General features: G+C 66.4%; 2 protein-coding genes. One reads left to right on the forward strand and one right to left on the reverse strand.

All coding sequences use genetic code 11. The features are described 5' to 3' along the window. Positions 1 to 650 (forward strand): potassium channel family protein (locus B2W70_RS14495; protein WP_286746727.1); only part of this gene is annotated, 650 nt, incomplete at its 5' end. Between the two features lie 9 nt (positions 651 to 659). On the opposite strand, the gene pyrC is transcribed toward B2W70_RS14495, so the two are convergent. Further along, on the reverse strand, positions 660 to 1,393 hold a 734-nt coding region (pyrC, locus tag B2W70_RS14500; RefSeq protein WP_286746729.1), incomplete at its 5' end, for a dihydroorotase.

Raw genomic sequence — 1,393 nt, forward strand, 5'->3', positions numbered from 1 at the left:
TGCACCAACGCGCCCACGAGCCGAGCCGAACCCACTCAGGCAGTTGGGGCGAGCACCCCATGCAGCTCAAGCTGGACTGGTTCCTGGGAGCGGCCCTGCTGGCCAATGCCGTGCTGCCGCAGAGCAACGAGTCGGAGGCGGCGCTGATCTGGCGGCTGGTCATCGCGGTGCTGATGCTCTACAGGTTGCTCAAGATCAGCCAGCCGCTGTTCACGGAAACGGGTCTGGCCCGCTTGCTGGCGATGGGCGCGGCCGTGCTGGTGCTTTGCGGCATCGGTTTCTTCTGGCTCGACCCCGAGGTCAAGACGCTGCACGATGGCCTGTGGCTGGCGTTCTCCACCGCCGCCACCGTGGGCTACGGCGACATGGTGCCCAGCTCGACGGCGTCACGCATCTTCGCCGTGTTCGTGGTGCTGCTGGGCTATGGCCTGCTGTCGCTGGTGACAGCCTCGGTGGCGGCCATGTTCGTGGGTTCGCAAGAGCGCAAGGTCGAGCGCGAGATCCTGCGTGACATGCACAAGGAGATGCAGTCACTGCGCCATGAGATCGATCGGCTGCGACAGGAGTTGCGAGCCGGCCGACGAGCCCAGGATGGTGACGTGGAGACGACCACGTCCATCCAGGCATCTGCCAGCGATCGTTCCGAGTGACCGCCGGACTCAGCGCATCTTCCAGCGCAGCGTCTCACCGCCCCGCAGCGGCTTGATGACGGTCTCGCCGAAGGGCAGCTCTTCGGGCACCACCCAGTCCTCGCGCACCAGCGTGACGGTGTCGGTGTTGCGCGGCAGGCCGTAGTAGTCGGGGCCGTGGAAGCTGGCGAAGGCCTCGAGCTTGTCGAGCGCGCCCGCCGCTTCGAACGCTTCGGCGTACAACTCCAGCGCACAAGGCGCGGTGTAGCAGCCCGCACAACCCGACGCATGCTCCTTGAGGTGAGATGCGTGCGGCGCGCTGTCCGTGCCCAGGAAGAACTTGGACGAGCCGCTCGTGGCCGCCTTGACCAGCGCCACGCGGTGCTCTTCGCGCTTGAGGATGGGCAGGCAGTAGTAGTGTGGGCGCACACCGCCCATGAAGATGGCGTTGCGGTTGTAGAGCAGGTGCTGCGGCGTGATGGTGGCGCCCACGAAGTGGTCCGCCTCGCTCACGTACTGCGCGGCTTCCTTGGTGGTGATGTGCTCGAAGGCCACCTTGAGCTCGGGGAAGTCGCGGCGCAGCGGGATCAGCTTGTCGTCGATGAAGGCCTTCTCGCGGTCGAACACGTCGACCTCGCTGTCGGTGACCTCGCCGTGCACGCAGAACACCAGGCCCTCGCGCTGCATGGCCTCGAGCACCTTGTGCGTCTTGCGCAGGTCGGTCACGCCGGCATCGCTGTTGGTGGTGGCGCCTGCAGGGTAGA

Origin of the sequence: Aquabacterium sp. UBA2148, from assembly GCF_002328915.1 — a bacterium.
Classification (GTDB): Bacteria; Pseudomonadota; Gammaproteobacteria; order Burkholderiales; family Burkholderiaceae_C; genus Aquabacterium; species Aquabacterium parvum.